This is a genomic window from Pseudovibrio sp. W74, assembly GCF_001623085.1.
GTDB lineage: Bacteria > Pseudomonadota > Alphaproteobacteria > Rhizobiales > Stappiaceae > Pseudovibrio.
Genome location: NZ_LMCJ01000058.1, coordinates 85961 through 109190 on the forward strand (window position 1 = coordinate 85961; position 23230 = coordinate 109190).

Below are 23230 nucleotides of genomic sequence, written 5' to 3' on the forward strand. Positions count from 1 at the left end.
CGTGAAAGACAAACGCTCCATCCTCATCACCGGATGTTCCACCGGCATTGGTTACTCTGCTGCACACATTTTGAGAGAAAGAGGATGGCAGGTCTTTCCCACCTGTCGCAAGCCAGAGGATGCAGAACGTCTGCGCTCAGAAGGCTTTCACGCCTTTCATTTAGATTATTGCGAAACCGAATCTATTCAGTCCGCCGTTGAGTCAGTTCTGGCAATCACAGGCGGACGTCTTGATGCGCTCTTCAACAACGGCGCCTATGGCCTTCCTGGCGCCATAGAAGATCTTCCCACGGATGCCTTGCGCCGTCAGTTCGAAACCAACTTCTTCGGCTGGCACGAACTCACCCGCCTTGTCATTCCGGTGATGCGCGAGCAAGGTCATGGCCGTATCGTGCAATGCTCCTCAATCCTTGGCCTCGTCGCCATGGATTATCGCGGCGCCTACAACGCCACCAAGTTTGCATTAGAAGGCTACACCGACACCCTGCGGCTGGAATTGCATGGCTCAGGCATACAGGTGAGCTTAATCGAACCGGGTCCGATTCAATCCGAGTTCTCCAAAACAGCTGTCCAAATGTTCTATGAGGAAATCGGCGAGGAGACCAAGAACGCCTCCCACTTCCGCGAAAGCTACAACCGCCGTCTCTCCATGCTCGCCAAAGGTGGCACCACAAAATTCAAGCTCCAACCCGATGCAGTCGTCCAAAAACTCACCCACGCTATTGAAGCCCCCAAGGCTAAGGCACGTTATTACGTAACCGTTCCAACCCACATCATGGGCACTCTGCGACGCATCCTGCCAACCTCAATGATCGATATGATCCTGAGAAGGTCTGCAAAGTCGGAAGAGTAAGAGAACGAGACGCCTCGGTTTTCTTCAAAGTAAACTCCCAGTGCCCCGTATTGCGCGCACTCTGGATTTATGCCCCCAGCAAAAGAGATTCCCCATGGCACTATTTCATCCTGACAATTGCACAATGAGCGAGCGACATAAGCAAATTTATGCGTATTGCGAACTCGCTTACACTGCTGTTGATTTCTCTGCAGCAGCCCTGTTCGTCGTTGGCAGCATTCTCTTTTTTAAAGAGGCAACCACCTATTTGGGAACATGGCTGTTTCTGGTTGGATCAATTTTATTCGGCCTCCGCCCAACCATTAAGCTCTTTCGGGAAATTGCATATATCCGCCTTGGAAAATATGAGGACCTGCCTGAAGGCACTGAGAATAATACGGGTTGGCTAAACCCCGATATGAAGTGAACCTAACCAACACGTTCACCAACGACCAATCACAGGGCAAAATTTCAACGCAGCCGAGTTCAAATGACCTTCATACTAGTTTTCCATGTTCTATTAGTTTTGACGTTTACAATCCGAATTCTGCTGCGAGATGATTTGTCACCACCAGTTCGCCTCGCCTGGTTCATTGTTCTGAACGTGCTGCCCTATGTCGGCATCGCCATTTACTTCCTCTTCGGAGAAACTGATCTTGGCCATCGCGCAGACAAACGCCACAAAGAGATTTTTGATGACATCCATGAAAACGCTAAGCAATTCATGGGCACGCCAGCTGATGTCGATCAGCTAATCAACCCGGAATACCGCAACAGCTTCCATTATGCTGGTTCAATAAACGGCTTTTATCCAGTTGCTGGAAACAACGCCACACTCATGGAAGATGCCACGGCAACCCGCGACAGCTTGATAGCAGATATCGATGCCGCGCAGGACTATGTGCATGTTCTCTATTACATCTGGCTAAATGACCACACGGGCACAGCACTCGCCGACGCTTTGATCAGAGCAACCCAGCGAGGGGTCGTATGCCGCGCGATGGCAGATGGTCTCGGCTCACACCAGCTCATAAAATCACAGTTATGGGAGCAGATGAAAGAGGCAGGCGTTCAACTAGCTGTCGCCCTGCCGCTGGACAAACCAGTACGAACGCTCCTGACCAGCAGATTGGACCTGCGCAACCACCGTAAAATCACGATTATCGACGGAAAAGTCACTTACTGCGGCAGTAGAAACTCAGCTGATCCGGAATTTCTGGTCAAAGCAAAATACGCTCCCTGGGTCGACATCATGCTACGCCTGACCGGGCCCATTGTGACGCAAAACCAGCTTCTGTTCATAAGCGATTGGATGCAAGCAACAGGCGAAAAGCTAAATGACTTTGAATTGAAGTCAGAACCGGCACAAGAAGGGTTCCCGGCACAGGTGATGGGCGATGGCCCAACGGAACGCAAAGGAGCAACACCTCAGCTCTTTGCCTGCCTGATTGCAACCGCCCGCTTCGAACTCACACTATCGACCCCCTACTTTGTCCCCGATGAAACTGTTCTGGAAGCCTTGCGCGCAGCGGCTTATCGAGGCGTAAAGGTCACCTTGATTTTCCCGAAGGTCAACGACAGCTGGATCGTGGCCGCTGCAAGTCGCAGCCACTATTTCAAACTTCTGGAGGCTGGTTGTGATCTCTTTGAATTCAAAGGCGGTCTGTTGCACGCCAAGACACTCACAATGGATAACAAGATCACTTTGATCGGCTCTTCCAACCTTGATCTGCGAAGCTTTGACCTAAACTACGAAAACAACATTCTGTTGCAAGACAAGGCAATAACGAACGCTGTTCTGGAACGGCAACAGCAATACCTCGACAGTTCAGATCAGGTCTTTTTTGAAACTGTTTCCAGTTGGTCATACCTCAAACGAATAAAAAACAACATCATCGCAACAGTCAGCCCGATCTTGTAGTCCTGCAGCTAATCTGTAGAAAGCTAAATGCAATCGCGATTTGGACTCTCACCTTTTCAATAAGGTTGTTTGAGACGGAACTACGACTGTCCAATCCTAAAATTGTAATCTCTGCTATTGTTTGAAGCGTTGCAGATTCGGGGGAAAATATGCAGTTGCGGCATTTGAAGTTAGCTCTGGCAGCTCTGGTCATTTCACTGTCCAGCCAAGCAATCCTTCCAGTGTACGCCGAGGATTTCAAAACCATCTCGGCATCCGCTGAGCAAGGTGACTTTCATTCTCAATACAAACTTGGAATTCTCTACGAAGAGGCACAAGGTGTCCCTCAGAACTATACCAAGGCTGCAAAATGGTTTCGCTTAGCCGCTGAGCAAGGTCACGTCGCCGCTCAATACCGCCTTGCCAACTTGTATCACAAAGGACGAGGCGTCCCGCAAAGCTTCAAAGAGGCCGAAAAATGGTATCTGCTCGCAGCTGACAAAGGGCATCCGGAAGCAGAACGCGAACTTAATTACTTTTACGCCCAAGGGCTTGCGGGGCCGAAACGTTATAGTAACGCAGCGATGAAGGTTTGGCGTAAGGCTAAGCAAGGTGATGCAAAGGCACAGTTTAGCCTGGCAATTGATCTCGAAGATGGCACTGGCGTCCCACAAGACTACGTTGAAGCAGCAAAATGGTATCGTCTTGCCGCTGATCAGGGCCATGCAGGCGCTCAACATAACCTAGGGCTATTATACCATTATGGTAACGGCGTGCGGAAGGATTATGAAGAAGCCGTAAAATGGTACCGCCTCGCCACAGAGAAAGATCATGCCGGTGCTCAACTTGAACTTGGCTATATGTACTCCAGAGGAATGGGAGTGCGGAAAGATAACAGGGAAGCGCTCAAATGGTACCGACTTTCTGCCGACCAAGGCAATGCAATAGCTCAATCCAATGTCGGCTATTTTTACAAAGAAGGGCGAGGTGTTCCTAGGGACTACAAAGAAGCCATCAAATGGTACCACCTCTCAATAAAGCAAGGGTATTCAGGCGCCAGACTTAAGCTAGGGTACATGTACGAGAAGGGGTTAGGCGTACCAAGAGACTACAAGGAAGCAGCAAAATGGTACCGGCTTGCTGCTCGGCAAGGAAATGACCAAGCTCAATACAACCTTGCTGTGCTTTATGAGGATGGGCTTGGCGTACCTCAAGACAATCAACAAGCCGAAAAGTGGTTCCGCCTTGCTGCTGAGCAAAACCATGACCGAGCACAGATTGCAATAAAAGGCCTTCAGGCCCGGCTTCAGGATTACGACAAAGCTGCAAAATCACTTATGCAAGCCGCAAAACAAGGCGATGCGACAGCACAACGAGAACTTGGCCAAATGTACGCCAATGGCCAAGGCAGACCACGAGACTACAGTGAGGCTGCAAAGTGGTACGAAGTTGCTGCCGATCAAGGTGACAAAGCAGCACAATACTATCTCGCACTCTTTTATCAAAATGGGCAGGGCGTTCAGCAGGACTATGCTGAAGCTGCAAAGCTTTACCGTCTCGCAGCAGAGCAAAACCACGCGAAAGCACAGCTTGAACTCGGGTATCTTTACACCGTCGGCCTAGGTGTAAAACTGGACTACGCCGAAGCAGAAAAGTTTTATCGCCTTGCAGCCGATAACGGGAATGCGATCGCAAAAAACCGTCTCACAGACATGCGTTACATTGGCGAAGACTTAAAGCAGCACTATGCCGGTATTGCAAAGGAATATCATCAGGCTGCCGAGCAACATCTTGCCGGGTTCCATTATAATCTCGGTCGTGCCTTCACCAACGGAAAAGGCGCACCACAGGACTACCCCAAAGCTGCAGAAAAGTTCCGTCTGGCTGCAGAACAAGGGCATGCCAACGCTCAGTTTAATCTGGGCCGCATCTATGAAATCGGTCTGGGCGTAGATCAGAACTACGACAAGGCTGTAAAATGGTACAGCCGAGCAGCTGAACAAGGTGTTGCTGATGCGCAGTACAACCTCGCTGTTATGTACGCCAACGGTACAGGCCTACCGCAAGACCTAATAGAAGCCTCGGCTTGGTACCATTTTGCCGCTAAACAAGGCCACCCGGATGCTCAGTATAACCTTGGGTTTCTCTATGCCACAGGACAAGGGGTAGAGCAGGACGAAACCACAGCTGCAAGATGGGTTCGCCTCGCTGCTGAAAAAGGTCATGCCGAAGCGCAGTACCGTATCGGAAGAGCCTACGAAGACGGAGTGGGTGTAGAACAAAACAACACTGAAGCAGCAAACTGGTACTACCTCGCTGCAACGCAAAATCATGCTGAGGCACAATTCAATTTTGGACGTATGAATGCCACAGGCCAAGGCATTGCAAAGAATAAATCTGATGCTGCAAAATGGGTTCTCCGCGCCGCAAAGCAAAGCCATGTAGAAGCCCAATATCGCATCGGTCTTGCTTTTTACAAAGGCAGCGGAGTTCAGCAGGACATAGAAAGCGCTTATGTCTGGTTTTACATAGCAGCAGAGAATGGCAGCAAACCTGCGCTAAAAGCACAAGAAGACATAGCAGATCACCTGAATACCAAAGAGCTGGATCAAGCCATCGGCAAAGCCAAAACCCTCATGAAGAAGCTCAAAACCAACGGGCAATCAGACCCAACCAAAGCACCGATAAGGTTCAAGTTCCTACCCGTAGTCCCCACTTAATGAGTGACCAGAGGTGCGGCATCTAAGAGCTCGTCAATCACCAGCCGTTGCTGTGAAAGCTGAGCAAGCTCAACCCGTGCACGCAGGTAAGAAACGCCAAATTTTTGGAAGGCATTGCCTTCAATCTTAAAACCGAGGCGTTGATAGAAAGCAACGGCATCTTCTCTTGCGTCGCACCAGATGTAATCCGCTTTTTGCAAGTCAGGCTGGTTTGCCGCAAACCGAATGAGGTTGCTTCCGATGCCACGCCCTTGCTTTTCTGGCAACACTGCCAGCTTTCGCAGTCTCACAGAGGGCAGATCGAAGAAGAAAGACCCAACACCAATCAGGTTTTCTTCTTCAAAGGCTCCAATATGAAGGGCCTGGTGATCTTCTGGAACCATGACCCGTTCTATGGGAGATTCTGGCCAGAGCACTTGCTGGCGAAGCTTATAGGTCAGCGTTGCAGGAATGCTCTGAAAACTAATCTCTAGTTCTCTCATACTTCCCCTCACCGCTTAATCAAAGACCGGCTCATCAGCAAGCTCAGCACAAGTGCCGGTAACATCAGCATAAAGCCGCCCTGGATACCGAGATGATCAGCGGCATAACCGATAACGAGAGGACCCACGAGGAAACCGCCGAGAGCAATCTGCGTCATCAAGCCCACATTGACAGCAGCAGAGCGACCCGGTTTTTCAGCAGCAGCCGTAACAGCCAGTGGAAAGCCCCCGGAAACGCCCAGCCCAACCAGTCCGAAACCAAGCAATGACACCGCATAGTTCGGCGAAATCACCAGAATTCCGACGCCAATGAGAGCAAGGATAACAATCCCGGCAGCTGCGATCTGAACGTCAACACGAGATCGCAACCAGTCTCCGGTTAAGCGCCCGAATGTCACCATCAGAGCAAAAGCGCTATAGGCAATACCTGCGTAACCAGCAGATAGATCAAACAGATCAGTCACATAAATCGCAGACCAGTCCGCAATCGCACCTTCCGTCATGGTGATGCCAAACGCGAAGAAGCACACCGCAATCAGCGCGCCGCTCGGCATTTGAAAACCACTTTCAGATTTCTCAGCGACATCCGGCTCCCGGCCTTCTGTCAGGCTGTAGGAGGTAAACAGCGCTGGCAATAACGCCATACCACTTGCCATGAGAATGCTTTCAGATGGACCATAGCCAACCCAGGAAAAGCCTGAGCTGATCAGACTTCCCACCAGCACCCCAAGACTCCACAAGCCATGACAACCCGACATAATGAGCTGTCCGCTCTTCCGCTCGGTTTTATCCGCAATCACGTTCATGCACAGTTCCACAAACGCCAATGCGCTGCCAACAACTGCCAAATAAACAAACAGCTGCAGAATGGATTCGGCATACGTCGGCAATGGCATCAGACAGATGAACGCAAACAAGCCCGCAATCAAAAGTTGGCGTGCACCAAACTTCTCCGTTAGTCGCCCGGCAAACATCAGCATGAACAGCAGCCCAACCGGCATTCCGACAAGAGCAAGGGCAAACTCCCCTTCACTCACCTGAAGTCTTTGCTGAATTTCTGCGATGCGTGGAAACCAGGCGCCAAGCGCGATGGGTTGAAGAAAGAAGACGCCGCGAATAAGATTCACATCGCGCGCACCAAGGACTGCTTGTTGTGTCATGGAAAAAGCTTTGAAGAGAGAAAAACGACCTATTAAATATCTAGCGTGATATTTTAGAAAAATGCAAGCTGTGTAGAGCACCTAATACAACACAACGCCGTTTGCTGACGTAACAACGCAAATCAACGCGGAATATGCGCAAAAAACGCAACTCTGCACAAAACCTTTCAAAAGGAATTTCCGTGCCCCTTAGCGACACCACAAAAGCCAAGTTAAAGAACAGAGTTGTCTGGAGTCGTCTCGTTGGATGGGGGCTTTTGTGTTATGCAACAGCAGCTTACGGCGGCATCGTTACTGCACCGGCCATCCCTGAATGGTACGCCTCTCTCAACAAACCATCCTTCAATCCACCTGATTGGATTTTTGCGCCGGTCTGGTCCGTTCTTTACGCACTTCTTGGCATCAGCATCTGGCTGGCCACCGAATTTCAACAGACTGGCACCAACGAGGCAGCCAAATCACCTTCGAAAACCAGCATTCAGCTAACTTTCGTTATAGTGTTGTTTTTAAATGGCATTTGGTCCTGGGCATTCTTCGGACAGCAAAACCCTGCACTTGGCCTTATTGTCCTTATCATCTTGCTCGCGCTAAGTTTTTTCACTTTCCGCCTATTTTATAGAGCGCAAATCTTTGCAGCATGGCTATATCTGCCCTATCTCCTTTGGGTTAGCTTTGCAGCCGTCCTGAATGCCTCTATTGTGGTTCTGAATTAATCCAACACCTCAATCGAGACTTTTATTATTGGAGATTTTGATGAGCGGTATTGTTGCCACTCTAGTTCCTATTGCTCTATTCGCCGTCGCTCTGGTCCTCGCCCTCGGCCTTTGGAACATGATGCGCGGTGGAGATCCAAACCGTTCGCAAAAGCTTATGAGATATCGTGTTCTGTTGCAGTTCGCAGCTATCATATTGATTATGCTTTCCGTTTACTTCGCAAGCACATCCTGATTTTGGTTTGAAACTGGTAGAAAATGGTCACTCTCAATAAGATCTATACAAAAACTGGCGACGACGGCACCACTGCACTTGGCAGCGGAGAGCGCAGGCAAAAGCACGATCTGCGCATTGAGGCCTACGGAACCGTTGATGAAACCAACTCAGTCGTCGGCATAGTCCGCCTGCACGCATCCAAAGAGATGCCAGTATTGGATGAACTGCTTGGCCGTATTCAGAACGACTTGTTCGATCTCGGCGCCGATCTGGCAACACCAGACACCGGCGAAGAGCTCGGATACGAACCGCTGCGCATCACAGATAATCAGATAAGCGCTCTGGAAGACGCAATCGACCAGATGAACGTTGAGCTTACACCTTTGAAATCATTTGTATTACCGGGTGGCACACCGCTGGCAACGCACTTGCATCAAGCCAGAACCGTCTCTCGCCGCGCTGAGCGTCTCGTTGCAGCACTCTCTCAAAAAGAGAAGGTCAACAAGCAAGCTCTGCAGTATCTCAACCGCCTCTCCGACCTCTTCTTCGTTGCATCTCGCTATGCAAATTTGAAGGGCGAAGGCGATGTTTTGTGGGTAGCGGGCAAAAACAGATAGCGATTTTTTGATGAAGAATTTGATCAAAGGTGCTTGACGAATAGGTAAACTATCAACACTTATGGACAACTATCTTCACCATAAGGCCACTTGGCCTTATACATTGGTTGAAACCCAATACCTATTTACCCTAGGCGATCGTTGACAGCCCCAAAATTGCTCAGTACGGTCGCCGCAAATGTAATGCAATTTGCATTCCCTTTTGGCTCTGGTAGCCCGGCGGAAGCTGTGTCTTATCAACTTGGTGGCGACGCATACTCCCCTGCATTTCTAGTGGAGGTTCTAGGAACATGAAAATTCTCGTGCCCGTAAAACGGGTCGTTGACTATAACGTAAAAGTTCGCGTGAAAGCGGATGGCTCCGGCGTTGAACTCGCAAACGTCAAAATGTCCATGAACCCTTTCGACGAAATCGCCGTTGAAGAGGCTCTTCGCCTGAAAGAAGCTGGTAAAGCAACTGAGATCATTGTTGTTTCCATCGGCCCTAAGCAGGCGACTGAAACGATCCGCACCGGCCTCGCAATGGGCGCTGACCGCGGTATCCTCGTTCAGACCGACGACATTGCTGAGCCTCTCGCAGTAGCTAAGGTTCTCAAAGGCATCGTTGACGAAGAAGAGCCAGGTCTCGTTATCCTCGGCAAACAGGCGATTGATGACGACTGCAACCAGACAGGTCAGATGCTTGCTGCACTTCTGGGCTGGGCACAGGGCACATTCGCTTCCAAGGTTGACCTTGGCGATAACACAGTAGACGTCACCCGCGAAATCGACGGTGGTCTGCAGACTGTAAAGCTGAACATGCCAGCGATTGTCACCACTGACCTGCGTTTGAACGAGCCTCGCTACGCTTCTCTGCCAAACATCATGAAGGCAAAGAAAAAGCCGATTGCTGAGAAAACATTGGCGGACTATGGCGTAGACGCTACCCCTCGCCTCAAGGTTCTCAACACTGCTGAGCCTGATGCACGCAAGGCAGGCGTTAAGGTCGCTTCCGTTGATGAGCTGGTAGACAAGCTCAAAAACGAAGCTGGCGTTCTTTAAGATAGGTCAAGAGGAGTTAGCATTATGACCACGCTTCTTGTGGCTGAACATTCCAATTCTGCTTTGAACGAAGCAACGGCTAAGGCACTGACAGCAGCTGTAGAAATGGGCGGCGACGTTCATGTTCTCGTTGCTGGTAAAGACTGTGGCGCGGCAGCTGAAGCTGCTTCCAAACTGTCTGGCGTTGCTAAAGTTCTTGTTGCTGACGATGCAGCTTATGAGCACCAGCTTGCTGAACCAGTTGGCGATCTGATCGTTGCACTTGCTGCTGATTACGACGCTGTTGTTGCTGCAGCAACAACCAATGGCAAAAACACTCTGCCACGCGTTGCTGCTAAGCTCGACGTGATGCAGATCTCTGAAATCATTGCCGTTGAATCTGCGGACACGTTCAAGCGTCCAATCTATGCAGGTAACGCAATCCAAACTGTACAGTCTGCTGATGCAAAGAAGGTTCTGACTGTTCGTACAGCATCCTTCGCTGCAACTGCTGAAGGCGGCTCTGCTCCGATTGAAGCTGCTGCTGCTTCTGCTGATCCGGCAATTTCCTCCTTCGTGGGTGAAGAAATCGCAGCGTCTGATCGTCCGGAACTCGCAGGCGCTAAAATCATCATCTCCGGTGGTCGTGCTCTCGGTTCCGAAGAGAAGTTCAACGAAGTCATCACCCCTGTTGCTGACAAGCTCGGCGCAGCAATCGGTGCATCCCGTGCAGCTGTTGATGCTGGTTACGCACCAAACGATTGGCAGGTTGGCCAGACCGGTAAGGTTGTTGCACCTGATCTTTACATCGCTTGCGGCATTTCCGGTGCAATTCAGCACCTTGCAGGCATGAAAGATTCCAAGATCATCGTCGCAATTAACAAAGACGAAGAAGCACCAATCTTCCAGGTTGCTGATTACGGACTTGTCGCAGACCTGTTCGAGGCTCTTCCTGAACTGGAAAAAGCCCTCTAATCATATTTGATTAGCTTTTCAGGAACCCCGGGATGTTAATATTTCATTCTGGGGTTCTTGCTGTTTGAGGCAAGACTTGCGATGTATGTTGTTACGAGAACGTCAAAGCACGTTTAACCGATGCTTGTAAGAATTTGGATCTGACAATGGTGGTCGAAGTAAAGAAAGTCGGTGTTATTGGCGCCGGTCAAATGGGCAATGGCATCGCACACGTAAGTGCTTTGGCAGGATACGATATCGTGCTTCACGATATCGATCAGGATCGTATCGACAGAGGCCTGGCCAGCATCAATGGCAATATGGCACGTCAGATCTCAAAGGGCACGATCACTGAAGAAGATCGCGACCTCGCTCTTACCCGTATCAAAACATCTGACGATGTTAAATCCCTAAGCGATGCAGACCTCGTTGTTGAAGCTGTGAGTGAAAACGAGCAGGTCAAACGCAAGGTTTATCAAAGTGTTTGCCCGATTTTGAAGCCTGATGCCATTCTTGGCACAAACACTTCGTCTATTTCCATCACGCGTCTGGCATCCGCTACAGACCGTCCGGAAAAATTCATCGGTATCCACTTCATGAATCCGGTTCCGCTTATGGAACTTGTTGAGCTTGTTCGTGGCATTGCAACCAGCGATGAAACCTTTGAACTTTCCAAGGGCTACACCCTCGGTTTGCATAAAACGATTGCAGTTTCAGAAGACTTCCCAGCCTTTATGGTGAACCGTATTCTGCTGCCAATGATCAACGAAGCGATCTACACTCTTTATGAAGGTGTTGGCTCTGTTGAAGCAATCGACACAGCAATGCGCCTAGGTGCAAATCATCCGATGGGCCCGCTGCAACTGGCTGATTTCATTGGTCTGGATATTTGCCTGTCCATCATGCAGGTGCTCTATGAAGGCCTTGCAGACAGCAAATACCGCCCATGCCCACTACTCGTGAAGTACGTTGAGGCTGGCTGGCTTGGACGCAAAACTCAGCGTGGTTTCTATGACTACCGCGGTGAGGTTCCAGTCCCTACGCGCTAAAGCGTTTATAAGACACACAAAAGCCCGCCACTTGAGCGGGCTTTTTTATTGCTGCGGTTCAGCTGGTTACTTAAACGTACCGCTGAATCCACCAATGGAAAGTGGATTATCCATCATCGCAGTGCGGTCAGGCGTGTCGGCAGCAACACCACCAGTGAATGCATCAAACATCTTCTTCACAAAGCCCTCAGAAAGGCCTTTGGTAATGAAGACGAGCCGCGTTCTCTGATCCGCATCAGGCCATTCTGCAAGCCGTGCAGGTGGATGGAAGACATGCTGCACCCCATGGATCACCAAAGGCTGATCCGGGTGTTCTACAGTCTTTATAATCCCCTTAACGCGCAAAAGCTTAGGGCCATGTGCAGAGCGCAGTAGATCTAGGAACATCTCCAGTGCAGCATTGGGGATCGCGCTGTCGGTCTCAAGCGTAAAGGCACGAACATCTTTGCCATGGCGGTTCGGATCATGATGGTGGTGTCCGTGATGATCATGTGAAGCGTGCTCATCTTTGTACGCCTCTTCCCTCAACCATTTCTGAACATCTGGGATTTTGCTCTCAGGATTGTACAGCCCGCAATTGATGAGAGCAGCAGCCGTTGCAGAGCCATCTTGAGCATTAAGCACAGTTGCGCCAGGGTTCAGATGCTTCAGCTCAGCCAGTAAATCATCAGAAGGCTCCTGCAAATCCGTCTTCGTCATCACGATACGATCAGCAACAGCAACTTGTTTGACTGCTTCCTCATGAGAATGGATCGTATCCAAACCGTTGACGGAATCGACCAATGTCACCACGCCATCAAGACGGTATCGCATAACCAAATACGGATGCAGCATCACAGTGTGCAACACTGGAGCAGGATCAGCCAAACCGGTTGTTTCAATAATCACACGGTCGATCTTCTTCATGCGGCCATTGTCGATACGGCGCAGAATATCTTCCAGCGTGTTGATGAGATCACCACGAATAGTGCAGCACAAACAACCAGATGAGAGCTCTATAATTCCATCATCAATGGTATCTACGAGCAAATGATCCAGACCGATCTCACCAAATTCATTGATGATAACCGCTGTATTTTCCAACACTGGCTCTTTGAGAATTCGATTAAGAAGCGTTGTTTTACCTGCTCCCAGAAAGCCAGTAATGACGCTCATTGGGATCGGGGTTGGCGGACTCCGCCTCTCTTGGGTACTAGCCATAATTCTGCACTGCCTGTAGCTACGGTGACTGCGTTTTACCGAAGGCAGACGTATTAGCATAGAGCCCACCCGGGCTGCCAAACAAATCTCGTTTAGAAGTCGATTTCAAAGGCCGCAAAGAAGCACCCTTGCCCACTGGCACATTAAGTTGCTGAATGCCTCCAATCGGCGCAGGCTCCAAACCTTTTTGCGACCCTGGTTTCGGTATTGGCAAAGGCACTGCATTTCCAAGCTTTTTCAGTGCGACAACCGGATGCTCATTGCCAATGCGCACAGTCACCGGTGCATATGACTTCAGCTGTGGACCCAGAATTTCTTCATAGACCAAACCCCAGTTCACTTTCTTCTTGGAAAGACGAATGGATTTTCCGCGTGGGCTCGGACTGCCGGCATCGGCATAAGCCATCATGCTGGCAGAACCACGTTTTGTCCCAAAGCGATCAACAAGTTGCTGAGCCGTTGGCTTGGCATTGCGCTTGCAGTAGTGGTCCTTTGGTGGGTTGATGTTCCCACTGCCGCGGAAAGCAGTAATTTTGCTTCCTGCTGTCTTCTTGAAACCGCTATCAATGAGTTTCTTGGCAAACGCTGAGCGCTCCAGGCTGGAAGCAGCCCCCAAAACAACAGCGATAACTGTTCTTCCATTGCGTGTTGCAGAAGTCGCTACATTGAAACCGGAATTACAAATATATCCAGTTTTCAAGCCATTAGCCCCAGCAGTACGCAGAAGAAAATCCCTGTTTCCAGACCGAAATGTTCTTCGGCCAAATCGAATTCCCGGGTGACTCATATAAGAACGATACTGCGGAAACTGGTTCCACAGCGCACTTGCAAGCAGCGCCATATCACGTGCAGATGAAACCTGACGATTATCTGGTAGCCCGTGAGGATTGACAAAATTAGTATGCGTCATCCCCAACCGACGCGCAGTCGCATTCATCTGGCTGATAAAGCTTTCTTCAGTCCCACCTACCCGTTCAGCAACAGCTACTGCAATATCATTGGCCGACTTCACAAGGATCATTTTCAAGGCATTGTCGAGCGTGATTGTCGTGCCGACCTTAAACCCCATCTTGCTTGGTGGCTGGTTGAGTGCGTTTTGAGAGACCATCACCATATCGCTCATGGCCATCTCACCCTGAGAGATACTCTTAAAAGCGATATAGGCGGTCATCATCTTTGTTAGGGAAGCTGGGTACCAACGGTCGAAAGCACCATTCTGCTCCAAAACGTGTCCATTGTCGGCATCCATCAACAGCCATGCAGCAACATCTGCACGAGCATTTGTCAGCACGGAGGCCAAAGCTATTGCAAAAACAGCAAAAAATCGAAGTTTCTGGGCAATCCAATAAACCGAAAAATTCACGATCTTACCGCTCCACGCCTACCAGTTTATGCAGCAAACAACCATTGCATAGCTGTCTTCGATAGCTAAGTTGCTAGTTTAGTTTCATGAACAGCCCAAGCTACCGTTAGGAAATACAGTAGGGGTAAACAATAAAAACTATGTCACCAGACACCGGGAATAAATATTGATATCTCTCCTGAAATATTAGGGTGACAATATCAGCAAAAGACCGCCATTTCCAAACATTTCAAGGCATTTTCTTGTGATGGTTATTTTGTGAAATCAAACTACCAAAGAGACACTGTCGTAATCACCCCTTCAGTTGTAAGGGGCATTTCTTTTTACTCACCTCAGCATCGATCAACTTTGCCTATTAAACGCTGCGTGCCTTGTAATTTGAAAGCTTATCCTCAAGTCACACTCATTCTTGCTTTTCTTTTTCGTAATCAACGCAGATGATCAGATCCAAGAGGAGGAACTTATGTACAAAGTTATTGGCCACCCACAATCAAGAACCATGCGGGTACTCTGGTTGCTGGAAGAACTGAACTTGCCTTACGAGGTCGTGCCTAGCAAACCTCATCAGGAAGATGTTTATGCCGTAAACCCATCAGGCAAGATCCCTGCCCTGATCGTTGATGGAGAAACCATCTACGATTCAACAGCAATCTGTACCTATTTGGCAGACAAACATTCCAGCCTGTCGTTCCCATCAGGAACTTTAGATCGTGCCCGGCAGGATAGTTTTACCAACTTTGCGCTCGATGAAATGGACTCCATTCTCTGGATGGCTGCAAAACACTCATTCATTCACCCGGAAGACCAACGCGTACCAGACATCAAACCCGCCTGCCGATTTGAGTGGAACAGATCGATGCAGCAGCTTGAAAAACGCCTTGGCGAAAACACTTGGGCAATGGGCGACACCTTCACAATTGCTGATATCATCATCGGTCATTGTGCAATCTGGGCCAAAGTCTCCAAGTTCGAATGGCCGGAAGGACCCGTTAGCAAATATTTTTCAAGAACTTTGAGTCGTCCAGCTCTTGCAAAGGCCAATGAAAAAGCTGCGGCAATGCAATAACCTACCTGAATTTTGAGGGTGGTCTTGTCCACCCTCTCCTATTGTTTCAACAGCCAGCTACAAATCCGCTGGGACTTGAAGCTACCAAATATTTTCAATACATTTTTCGAATAATAAATACTCAAGTCATGTGCACACCATATCTTTTACAAGGTGTATTGATATGATTGAAGGAATTTACTTACCGGGTGTGCTTGCTGCGGGAATCGCTTCATATATTTTCGGATCTATCTGGTACTATGTGCTTTCATATTCTTGGATGAAAGCTGTCGGCATCTCAGAAGAAGACGTTCAAATGTCTCCTTCCACTTACGTCATAACTTTTCTCTGCGAAATGATCATGGCTTTCGTCCTTGCTGGGATCCTCGTTTACTCAGGCTCAGTCACCATTGCCAGTGGCGTGACTGCAGCAATCGTAATCTGGGGTGGCTTTGTACTCACAGGCCTGATCGTCAATCACAAATTCCAACGGGCTTCATGGATGCTGACGCTCATCGATGCTGGCCATTGGCTCGGTGTTTTGATGGTTCAAGGCGCAGTTTATGCGCTGATTTCTGGCTAGTTCCGGGTAACTTGATATCTCGTATTGCTGAATTTTCGTAGGCCAAACGAACCTAGAGACAATGGGACCTACGAAAGTTCGAAGCATATTCGCTAGACGCCCCAACGGCAGCTGCCCATAATACGCCACAGGAGTTGGGTATGTGATTACCCGTGGAGGAAATGGGGAGATTGACCATGACTGGTGATGTATATCCAGTACCGGCTGAGATTGCCGAAAACGCTCTGCTCAACAACGAGCAGTACTTGGAAATGTACAAGAAGTCCGTTGAGGATCCAGACGGGTTCTGGGGAGAGCATGGGAAACGGATTGACTGGATAAAGCCTTATTCCAAGGTCAAAAACACGTCCTATGACTACCACAATGTTTCCATCAAATGGTTTGAAGACGGCACGCTGAACGTAGCAGCCAACTGTATTGACCGTCATCTGGCAGAACGCGGTGATCAGCCTGCAATCATCTGGGAGGGTGATGAGCCGGATCAAAGCAAGACAATCACCTACAAACAGCTTTCTGAAGAAGTGAACCGTTTCGCAAACGTGATGTTGGCCAATGGCGTGCAAAAAGGCGATCGCGTCACTGTCTATATGCCAATGATCCCTGAAGCAGCCTACGCAATGCTTGCGTGTGCCCGGATCGGCGCAGTGCACTCTGTTGTGTTCGGCGGTTTCTCACCTGACAGTTTGGCCGGACGTATTGAAGACTGTAAATCACGCTTTGTCATCACAGCTGACGAAGGCGTCCGCGGTGGCCGAACTGTACCTTTGAAAGAAAACACTGACCGCGCAATCGAAAAATGCGGCAATGTCGACAAGGTCTTCGTGGTGAAACGCACCGGTGGCAACGTCAACATGATGGACGGCCGCGACCTCTGGTATCATGAAGAAACCGAGAAAGTTTCTGCAGATTGCCCGCCAGCAGAAATGAATGCTGAAGACCCGCTCTTCATCCTCTACACGTCAGGCTCAACAGGTCAGCCAAAAGGCGTGATGCATACCTCTGGTGGTTACCTCGTTTATGCCTCCATGACGCATCAATACGTTTTCGACTACCATCCAGGCGAGGTCTATTGGTGTACTGCTGATGTTGGTTGGGTCACAGGCCACAGCTACATCCTCTACGGTCCGCTTGCAAACGGCGCGACAACACTCATGTTTGAGGGTGTACCTACCTATCCGACAGCAGGCCGTTTCTGGGAAGTTTGTGACAAACACAACGTCAACATCTTCTACACCGCCCCGACCGCAATCCGTGCATTGATGGGCGCTGGTGATGAATATGTAACCAATACATCCCGCAAATCATTGCGCGTTCTTGGGTCAGTCGGCGAGCCAATTAATCCAGAAGCATGGCTATGGTACAACAACGTGGTCGGCGAGCAGCGCTGCCCAATCGTTGATACATGGTGGCAAACCGAAACTGGCGGTATCTTGATCACGCCTCTACCAGGGGCAACCGATCTTAAACCAGGCTCAGCGACACGCCCGTTCTTCGGCATTCAGCCAGCAATTGTTGATGCTGAAGGCAACTTCCAGGAAGGTGCAACTGAGGGCAACCTCGTCATAACAGACAGCTGGCCAGGCCAGATGCGGACTGTTTACGGAGACCATGAGCGCTTCGTCCAAACATACTTCGCCACCTACAAAGGCTTCTACTTCACTGGCGATGGCTGCCGTCGTGACGAAGATGGCTACTACTGGATCACGGGCCGTGTTGACGATGTGATCAACGTATCTGGTCACCGCATGGGGACTGCTGAAGTTGAAAGCGCCCTCGTCGCCCATCCAGAGGTCTCAGAAGCTGCTGTAGTCGGCTATCCGCATGATGTGAAGGGACAAGGCATCTACGCCTATGTAACCCTCATGGAAGGCTTAGAGCCCTCTGAAGAACTGAAGAAGAAATTGGTCAAGCATGTCCGCGCTGAAATCGGCCCAATTGCCTCCCCAGATCTCATCCAGTTCGCCCCGGGCCTGCCAAAGACCCGCAGCGGTAAAATCATGCGCCGCATCCTCCGCAAAATCGCAGAGGACAGCTTCGACAACCTGGGCGACACGTCAACACTCGCTGATCCAACAGTCGTAGGCGACCTAATCGACAATCGCCAAAACAAAGCTGAAACCGTGTAGGCGACGTGTATTTAGTCCTGCCTTAAACACAAACCCCGCTGATTTGGCGGGGTTTTTTATCACCAAAAATTCTATAGAACTACTGAGACAGGTAGATATTCTTGATATCATTAGCGATACTTGAAAACGCTTTAATCAAATCACTTTTATTAGTTGCGTGGTAAAATGTCTTAGAAGTAGAAGCGCATTCCTGCATGATTTTCTTACCATTGTAATTACTACCAAAGAAAACCGTATAAATTACAATACCTTCCTCTTTCATATTTCTGCAAAGTTTTTTTGCAGTAGTAAAAGGAACTCCACTTAAACTAGAATTACTCCTGTAATCCCATTTTACTTTACTCGCAATTTTTTCATGATCTTCAATTTCTAGTTTACCACTATACATCTGGTCATGATCGTTTTTACGGTCACCACGATTCTTTATGATTTCTTTTAATTCGTTTTCCGCATTTCCATAATCTGCGGAGTAGTACGTATTAAATGAACCATCGGTCATTAAAACAGCGTACTTTCTGACCCCATTCTTACCGTATTCGTCCGGCTTACTATCAGAAGGCCAAAAATCTTTCCAGAGGGGGGACAAAGTATACCATCCCCAAGCAATACCGATTTGCCCAGCTGTTGCACTGCTTGCTCTAAGCACATTAATTGAGCTCTCAATCTTACTTCTCTCAGAGGTTAGTGGAACCATTTTTGCGTTGGGGCACCATCCATAATGTGTCCCAATGTAATCTACACGTTCATCATCTTCTTCATCTTCATAGTTATGACTTTTACCGGTTGCTGTCTCATCACCAATGCGAGCATGAACACAACCATACTGGTTCCTATTGAAAGTTGCTTTTGCTGCGAGCTGCCAATCAAGCTTAACACCAACATTATATGGGACATAAGAAATCCGTACCCGACTTTTTAATTTGTCATCATCTTCAGGAAGAAGGGTATTTAGCATGTCTCTGGAAGCTGTTTTGAGGGTACCAATAGATCCTGACATTGAGCCCGTTACATCAACAACAACTGCCACCTCTACTTTTGTCTTAGGAAAGCGGGCTGATGAGCTACTTGATACAGTTAACTCCTCCAAGCCCTCAGCTCCTGTGTTAAGCAGACTTATTAATGGGGAGAAATTATTTTTTACTGTTGCAGATGCTGTAGCAGATATTGTGTCTCCATTTGGATCATAAGAAACAACAGGCTTGGTGTGAATTGCATCACTCCCAATAGAATTTTTGATATTCGCCTTGAAGTATTGCTCGACTAAGAGTTCAACATCAGATTTGCTAAGCTCAGTCGTAGACAATTTGTTAGCAACAGCTAGCACTGCTGCATCCAATGCCTGATTTACTGCGCGGCGAGTGTTGAAGCCCATGCCGAAATCAATCGCCATTCCAGCAAACACAATCATCAAAACCATGAGCACTGCGACAAGAACCGCCACCATCCCGTCTTCGGAGCGGTTGAACCTTTTGAAAAGTGTAGAGAATTGTCTGAAATAACCCATCGAGATGCCCACCATCGACGCCCATGTAATTATGCCTAGCATAATCTAAGGGTGGTATCTCGGGAATTAATCACTCAACTTTATTGAAAGTTTTCGGGCTAATGGCTAACAAAACATTAACCGCGTTTCACGGTTCGAGTTCGCTGTCCCAATAGAGGAAATCTAACCAGCTCTCGTGCAGGTAGTTGGGTGGGAACAGGCGGCCATTGTTATGTAGGTCATGCACGCGTGGAATAAATGGCATTTGCATGGGCCGCATGTTCATTTCTTGCCAGGATTTGTTTGCCTTGCGTAAATTGCAGGGAGAGCAAGCTGTAATGACATTGTCCCAAGTGGTCAGGCCTCCTTTACTGCGCGGGATGAGATGATCAAAAGTCAAATCCTTCAGTGATCCGCAATACTGGCATTGAAATCTATCCCGCAAAAACACATTAAACCGCGTAAAAGCAGGGTTTCTCTCTGTCTCTACGAAGGACTTTAGCGCGACCACGCTGGGGAGTTGAAACTCAAGGCTTGGGCTTCTCACAACCTGATCGTATTCAGAGACGATACTAACTCGATCCAAAAACACAGCCTTCACCGCATCTTGCCACCCCCACAGAGACAAGGGGTAGTAAGACAGAGGCCGATAATCTGCATTCAACACAAGCGCCGGGAATGCGCCTTCTGAAACGACTGCGTTCACAACATGCTCCCGAGTCTCGCTCAGAACACAAGCGCCTGAGCGGAAATCATCTTGAGATGTTTTGATATTGTAGTCAGCAAATGACAGCTATGTGAAGTCTGACAATCCTCCTTACCCTAAGGAATTCGAAATACAGACAAAGCACACCAGCAGAAATCCGCTATAGATCAGACAATTAGCTTATCACGACACACTTTGTCGCAATGTCGGTCCTAAAATAAAAAAAGCGGGAATAGTCACCTACTCCCACTCATTTACAAAATTTTATCTGCGATTACTTCCAGTGACGCACATCAACAAAGTGTCCGGCAATCGCAGCCGCTGCCGCCATTCCTGGAGAAACAAGGTGGGTACGGCCCTTGAAGCCCTGACGGCCCTCAAAGTTACGGTTGGAAGTTGAAGCACAACGCTCACCCGGCTTCAATTTGTCAGCATTCATCGCCAGACACATGGAACACCCAGGCTCACGCCATTCGAAACCAGCGTCTTTGAAGATCTCATCCAGACCTTCCGCTTCAGCCTGTGCTTTCACCAGACCAGAACCCGGAACGATCATCGCGCTGACGGTGTCTGCAACCTTCTTGCCTTTAACAACGGCAGCAGCTTCGCGCAGATCTTCGATACGTCCGTTGGTGCAAGAACCAACAAACACACGGTCAACCTTGATGTCAGTGATCTTCTGACCAGCTTCAACACCCATGTACTCAAGCGCACGTTCTTTAGAAGCACGGCGGTTGTCGTCTTCGATCTCAGCCGGATTAGGAACAACACCGGTAACGGAAACAACATCCTCAGGAGAAGAACCCCAGGTCACGATTGGAGGCAGGTTCGCAGCATCCAGAACGATTTCTGTATCAAACTCTGCATTCTCATCAGTAAACAGAGTTTCCCAGTAAGCTTGTGCCTGTTCCCATGCGGCGCCCTTAGGTGATTTAGGACGACCCTTCAGGTACTCAAAGGTTTTCTCATCCGGAGCAATCAGACCAGCACGTGCACCAGCTTCAATAGACATGTTACAGACGGTCATACGACCTTCCATAGACAGGTTACGGATCGCTTCACCAGCATATTCAATGACGTAACCGGTGCCACCAGCAGTACCCAGCTCTCCAATGATCGCCAGTACGATATCTTTCGCGGTCACACCTTCCGGCAGCTGACCATTCACAGTCACACGAAGGTTTTTCGCTTTCTTCTGAATCAGCGTCTGCGTCGCCAGAACGTGCTCAACTTCAGAAGTACCGATACCGTGTGCAAGAGAACCAAAAGCACCATGAGTGGATGTATGGCTGTCACCACAAACGATCGTCATGCCCGGCAGCGTAAAGCCCTGCTCTGGACCCACGATGTGCACCACGCCCTGACGCTGATCGAGCTCTGAATAGTATTCAACGCCAAACTCAGCAGCATTCTTCGCAAGTGTATCAACCTGCAACGCGCTTTCAGGATCATCAATACCTTTGGAGCGATCAGTGGTCGGCACGTTATGGTCAACAACAGCCAGTGTACGCTTTGGGTGACGCACCTGACGGCCAGCCATACGCAGGCCTTCAAATGCCTGCGGGCTCGTCACTTCGTGTACCAAGTGGCGGTCAATGTAAAGCAGGCAAGTGCCGTCTTCTTGCGTGTTGACCACGTGGTGGTCCCAGATCTTATCGTAAAGAGTTTTGGCCTGCGACATTGCGCTTGTCTCCTGGAAACGAATGATCCTTGTTTCAAATCCGGCTCTGATCGCACCTACCAAGCGCTCAAGATCCGAGAAAACAGGACCACTCACTTATTACCTGCAGCTCTCTGCGGCCGCATAAATCTTGAAAATACGGAAGCAACAATAAACGAAGCTCCCGCTATACTGGCTCTATTAATCGGCCCAGATCACCAAAATATCAAGCTTCTTTGCCTTGAGATTCTCTCAAGACGGAAAGGTAATGAAAGCAAGTTAGACGCAATCAAACAATCCCTTTGATGCGATCAATACCCTGTAGCCTAAGCATATATTTCTATGAGCAAAAGTTCTGGCGGACAAAGAAAACGGATTGGAAGTCCCGAGCATCCAAGCCCGCTGCCAACGATGAGAGTGCTTCCATTTTCCTCAAAAGCGCCCTTCGCATACTTCCGGTCAAGCCGCGATGGTATTGTCAATGCACCAATAAACGGCAAGCGAACTTGCCCTCCATGCGTATGCCCGCTCACTGTCAAATCTACGGATTTATTGGCCTCAAGAAAGATGTCCGGCTCATGGGCAAGCAAAATCCGCGGGGCGCTGTCATCTTCAACCTGACTTAAGGCCACCTCAAGATCATCCCGGCGTCCCGTCCCGTGCAACTGGCAGGCCTCGCCATACTGATCATCCAGTCCCAAAAGCCAGACATGAGAGTTGCCTCGTGTAGATACCCGCTGAGCCCTATTCTCGAGAACAGTCACTCCAGAAGCTTCCAATGCCTCTCTGGCGTCCTCACCACCTTCAAGCCAATCATGGTTGCCCAGCACACCAAAAACACCCAGAGGTGCCTTCAAATGCTGCATAGGCTGCGCCCAAGCTGCAGCAGAGGCTAACGGCTTTGCAAAAGGAGGATGCATGGCTGTGTGGTAGTCGCCTAAAAGCGCAATAAGGTCAGGCTCCAGACTGTTCACGCGCTCTACGATGCGCGTAATCCGTTCAGGACGCATCCATGGCCAGCAGGCATGCAGATCAGTCATAACAACAATTTGCAAAGGTTTTTGGTCAAGAGCTTCTGGAGAAACAACAACTTTATGCCGGGTAATTCTCGGTGGCAGCCAAGGCTCTACAAACACGGCATAAATACCGAGTAACATGATGAAAATGATGATGAATGCGATCACCATTTGCCTTCAAGCTCCCTACTCAATGCATCTTTCAGTACTAACCTAACCCACTTGGATTAATTGTATTCTGACAGCTCCCCGGAATATCCCCCTGAAAACTTGCGCAAAGGATGCGCACCAGAGCCTGTCACATTTATACTGCAAACACCAACATCACCACATGACCTCTCATGCAGTGTTGAACCAGAGTTCCCGGAAGTCGGGATGAGCAAGG

At 49.2% G+C, this 23230-nt stretch carries 21 protein-coding genes; 13 read left to right on the plus strand and 8 right to left on the minus strand.

The features are described 5' to 3' along the window. Nucleotide 1: 1 nt before the first annotated feature. From PsW74_RS25050 to PsW74_RS25065, 4 genes are all read left to right on the plus strand, one after another. Complete coding sequence (locus PsW74_RS25050; RefSeq protein WP_082830702.1) at nt 2-853, plus strand: SDR family oxidoreductase; 852 nt, start codon at nt 2-4, stop codon at nt 851-853. Nucleotides 854-947: 94 nt separating this feature from the next. Beyond that, entirely contained in the window at nt 948-1259 is a 312-nt protein-coding gene (locus tag PsW74_RS25055) for a YrhK family protein (RefSeq protein ID WP_057464639.1), read from the plus strand. Between the two features lie 63 nt (nt 1260-1322). After that, nucleotides 1323-2753: a cardiolipin synthase gene (cls, locus tag PsW74_RS25060; RefSeq protein ID WP_063286195.1), complete on the plus strand. Its 1431-nt coding sequence runs from the start codon at nt 1323-1325 to the stop codon at nt 2751-2753. Between the two features lie 149 nt (nt 2754-2902). After that, on the plus strand, nt 2903-5452 hold the full coding sequence (locus PsW74_RS25065) for a tetratricopeptide repeat protein (protein WP_063286196.1): 2550 nt from the start codon (nt 2903-2905) through the stop codon (nt 5450-5452). Here the strand turns inward: PsW74_RS25065 and PsW74_RS25070 are convergent. Next, nucleotides 5449-5934: a GNAT family N-acetyltransferase gene (locus PsW74_RS25070; RefSeq protein WP_063286197.1), complete on the minus strand. Its 486-nt coding sequence runs from the start codon at nt 5932-5934 to the stop codon at nt 5449-5451. The genes PsW74_RS25065 and PsW74_RS25070 overlap by 4 nt on opposite strands. Before the next feature lie 8 nt (nt 5935-5942). Beyond that, nucleotides 5943-7094, minus strand: coding sequence for an MFS transporter (locus PsW74_RS25075; RefSeq protein ID WP_063286198.1), 1152 nt, complete (start codon nt 7092-7094; stop codon nt 5943-5945). Nucleotides 7095-7276: 182 nt separating this feature from the next. Between PsW74_RS25075 and PsW74_RS25080 the strand changes: the two genes are divergently transcribed. The 6 genes from PsW74_RS25080 to PsW74_RS25105 all read left to right on the plus strand — a co-directional run bounded on the left by PsW74_RS25080 (nt 7277) and on the right by PsW74_RS25105 (nt 11663). Beyond that, entirely contained in the window at nt 7277-7807 is a 531-nt protein-coding gene (locus PsW74_RS25080) for a TspO/MBR family protein (protein ID WP_208988155.1), read from the plus strand. Between the two features lie 40 nt (nt 7808-7847). Then, nucleotides 7848-8042 (plus strand): twin transmembrane helix small protein, encoded by a 195-nt coding sequence (locus PsW74_RS25085; RefSeq protein ID WP_063286199.1) that lies wholly within the window; start codon nt 7848-7850, stop codon nt 8040-8042. 23 nt (nt 8043-8065) lie between these two features. Continuing rightward, nucleotides 8066-8641, plus strand: a complete 576-nt coding sequence (locus tag PsW74_RS25090) for a cob(I)yrinic acid a,c-diamide adenosyltransferase (protein ID WP_063286200.1) — start codon at nt 8066-8068, stop codon at nt 8639-8641. A gap of 290 nt (nt 8642-8931) precedes the next feature. Continuing rightward, nucleotides 8932-9681 carry an electron transfer flavoprotein subunit beta/FixA family protein gene (locus tag PsW74_RS25095; RefSeq protein WP_057464633.1) on the plus strand — a complete coding sequence of 250 codons (750 nt, stop codon included), beginning with the start codon at nt 8932-8934 and terminating at the stop codon, nt 9679-9681. A gap of 24 nt (nt 9682-9705) precedes the next feature. Beyond that, on the plus strand, nt 9706-10635 hold the full coding sequence (locus PsW74_RS25100; protein ID WP_063286201.1) for an electron transfer flavoprotein subunit alpha/FixB family protein: 930 nt from the start codon (nt 9706-9708) through the stop codon (nt 10633-10635). Nucleotides 10636-10781: 146 nt separating this feature from the next. Beyond that, nucleotides 10782-11663 (plus strand): 3-hydroxybutyryl-CoA dehydrogenase, encoded by an 882-nt coding sequence (locus tag PsW74_RS25105; RefSeq protein WP_063286202.1) that lies wholly within the window; start codon nt 10782-10784, stop codon nt 11661-11663. A 66-nt stretch (nt 11664-11729) separates the two neighbouring features. Here PsW74_RS25105 and PsW74_RS25110 read toward each other — a convergent pair whose 3' ends face one another. Together PsW74_RS25110 and PsW74_RS25115 are read right to left on the minus strand one after the other, a co-directional pair. Beyond that, complete coding sequence (locus PsW74_RS25110) at nt 11730-12818, minus strand: GTP-binding protein (protein WP_082830703.1); 1089 nt, start codon at nt 12816-12818, stop codon at nt 11730-11732. A 64-nt stretch (nt 12819-12882) separates the two neighbouring features. Beyond that, nucleotides 12883-14226, minus strand: a complete 1344-nt coding sequence (locus tag PsW74_RS25115; protein ID WP_063286204.1) for a D-alanyl-D-alanine carboxypeptidase family protein — start codon at nt 14224-14226, stop codon at nt 12883-12885. A gap of 463 nt (nt 14227-14689) precedes the next feature. Here PsW74_RS25115 and PsW74_RS25120 point away from each other — a divergent pair, with 463 nt between their 5' ends. The 3 genes from PsW74_RS25120 (at nt 14690) to acs (ending at nt 17980) form a co-directional block, all read left to right on the plus strand. After that, nucleotides 14690-15292 (plus strand): glutathione S-transferase family protein, encoded by a 603-nt coding sequence (locus PsW74_RS25120; protein ID WP_063286461.1) that lies wholly within the window; start codon nt 14690-14692, stop codon nt 15290-15292. A gap of 163 nt (nt 15293-15455) precedes the next feature. Further along, the gene (locus PsW74_RS25125) at nt 15456-15854 is read left to right on the plus strand and encodes a DUF1761 domain-containing protein (RefSeq protein WP_082597026.1); all 399 of its coding nucleotides are present in this window, start codon (nt 15456-15458) and stop codon (nt 15852-15854) included. Nucleotides 15855-16030: 176 nt separating this feature from the next. Continuing rightward, nucleotides 16031-17980, plus strand: coding sequence for an acetate--CoA ligase (gene acs / locus PsW74_RS25130; protein WP_057464628.1), 1950 nt, complete (start codon nt 16031-16033; stop codon nt 17978-17980). 79 nt (nt 17981-18059) lie between these two features. Here the strand turns inward: acs and PsW74_RS25135 are convergent, their stop codons facing one another. From PsW74_RS25135 to PsW74_RS25150, 4 genes are all read right to left on the minus strand, one after another. Further along, nucleotides 18060-19484, minus strand: coding sequence for a pilus assembly protein TadG-related protein (locus PsW74_RS25135; RefSeq protein ID WP_193775894.1), 1425 nt, complete (start codon nt 19482-19484; stop codon nt 18060-18062). Nucleotides 19485-19611: 127 nt separating this feature from the next. Continuing rightward, a complete protein-coding gene (locus tag PsW74_RS25140; RefSeq protein ID WP_063286206.1) occupies nt 19612-20169 on the minus strand; it encodes an HNH endonuclease in 558 nt (185 codons plus the stop codon). Nucleotides 20170-20443: 274 nt separating this feature from the next. Next, a complete protein-coding gene (leuC, locus tag PsW74_RS25145) occupies nt 20444-21850 on the minus strand; it encodes a 3-isopropylmalate dehydratase large subunit (RefSeq protein WP_063286462.1) in 1407 nt (468 codons plus the stop codon). A gap of 305 nt (nt 21851-22155) precedes the next feature. After that, on the minus strand, nt 22156-23016 hold the full coding sequence (locus tag PsW74_RS25150; protein ID WP_063286207.1) for a metallophosphoesterase: 861 nt from the start codon (nt 23014-23016) through the stop codon (nt 22156-22158). Nucleotides 23017-23230 lie beyond the last annotated feature (214 nt).

Bases quoted from the DNA above. Each gene is read 5' to 3' on its own strand.
- PsW74_RS25055 (WP_057464639.1), top strand. From the start codon at position 948: ATGGCACTATTTCATCCTGACAATTGCACAATGAGCGAGCGACATAAG.
- cls (WP_063286195.1), top strand. From the start codon at position 1,323: ATGACCTTCATACTAGTTTTCCATGTTCTATTAGTTTTGACGTTTACA.
- PsW74_RS25065 (WP_063286196.1), top strand. From the start codon at position 2,903: ATGCAGTTGCGGCATTTGAAGTTAGCTCTGGCAGCTCTGGTCATTTCA.
- PsW74_RS25070 (WP_063286197.1), bottom strand. From the start codon at position 5,934: ATGAGAGAACTAGAGATTAGTTTTCAGAGCATTCCTGCAACGCTGACC.
- PsW74_RS25075 (WP_063286198.1), bottom strand. From the start codon at position 7,094: ATGACACAACAAGCAGTCCTTGGTGCGCGCGATGTGAATCTTATTCGC.
- PsW74_RS25085 (WP_063286199.1), top strand. From the start codon at position 7,848: ATGAGCGGTATTGTTGCCACTCTAGTTCCTATTGCTCTATTCGCCGTC.
- PsW74_RS25090 (WP_063286200.1), top strand. From the start codon at position 8,066: ATGGTCACTCTCAATAAGATCTATACAAAAACTGGCGACGACGGCACC.
- PsW74_RS25095 (WP_057464633.1), top strand. From the start codon at position 8,932: ATGAAAATTCTCGTGCCCGTAAAACGGGTCGTTGACTATAACGTAAAA.
- PsW74_RS25100 (WP_063286201.1), top strand. From the start codon at position 9,706: ATGACCACGCTTCTTGTGGCTGAACATTCCAATTCTGCTTTGAACGAA.
- PsW74_RS25105 (WP_063286202.1), top strand. From the start codon at position 10,782: ATGGTGGTCGAAGTAAAGAAAGTCGGTGTTATTGGCGCCGGTCAAATG.
- PsW74_RS25110 (WP_082830703.1), bottom strand. From the start codon at position 12,818: ATGAGCGTCATTACTGGCTTTCTGGGAGCAGGTAAAACAACGCTTCTT.
- PsW74_RS25120 (WP_063286461.1), top strand. From the start codon at position 14,690: ATGTACAAAGTTATTGGCCACCCACAATCAAGAACCATGCGGGTACTC.
- PsW74_RS25125 (WP_082597026.1), top strand. From the start codon at position 15,456: ATGATTGAAGGAATTTACTTACCGGGTGTGCTTGCTGCGGGAATCGCT.
- acs (WP_057464628.1), top strand. From the start codon at position 16,031: ATGACTGGTGATGTATATCCAGTACCGGCTGAGATTGCCGAAAACGCT.
- PsW74_RS25135 (WP_193775894.1), bottom strand. From the start codon at position 19,484: ATGGGTTATTTCAGACAATTCTCTACACTTTTCAAAAGGTTCAACCGC.
- leuC (WP_063286462.1), bottom strand. From the start codon at position 21,850: ATGTCGCAGGCCAAAACTCTTTACGATAAGATCTGGGACCACCACGTG.
- PsW74_RS25150 (WP_063286207.1), bottom strand. From the start codon at position 23,016: ATGGTGATCGCATTCATCATCATTTTCATCATGTTACTCGGTATTTAT.